The following is a 346-nucleotide window of genomic DNA, read 5'->3' on the forward strand; positions in this document are numbered from 1 at the left end:
CCCGGATGAGCTGATCGAGGCGGCGAAGATGGACGGCGCCGGTCAGGGCGCCATCATCCACCGCATCCTGCTGCCGGTGTCGCTGCCCGGGCTGGTCGCTACCGGACTGTTCGCGTTCATCCGCGGCTGGAACGACTTCATCTTCGCGTTGACTTTGGCGGGTCCGGACAAGCAGACCCTGCCACCGGGCCTGGTCAACACCTACCTCGGCGAGTTCGAGACCGCGTGGCCGGACCTGATGGCCGCGTCGCTGGTCGTGTCGCTGCCCGTCGTCATCGGTTTCACGATCCTCCAGCGCTACCTCGTCGCCGGGCTCACCGCCGGCGCCGTGAAGGGCTGAACACCC

Annotated in this window: 1 protein-coding gene; it reads left to right on the forward strand. The window is 67.9% G+C overall.

Annotated elements, in window-relative coordinates; genetic code table 11:
- On the forward strand, nt 1–340 hold a 340-nt coding region (locus OP18_RS50795; RefSeq protein ID WP_033368061.1), incomplete at its 5' end, for a carbohydrate ABC transporter permease.
- Nucleotides 341–346: the final 6 nt, after the last annotated feature.

The organism is Dactylosporangium aurantiacum, from assembly GCF_000716715.1.
In the GTDB taxonomy this organism is placed as follows: domain Bacteria; phylum Actinomycetota; class Actinomycetes; order Mycobacteriales; family Micromonosporaceae; genus Dactylosporangium; species Dactylosporangium aurantiacum.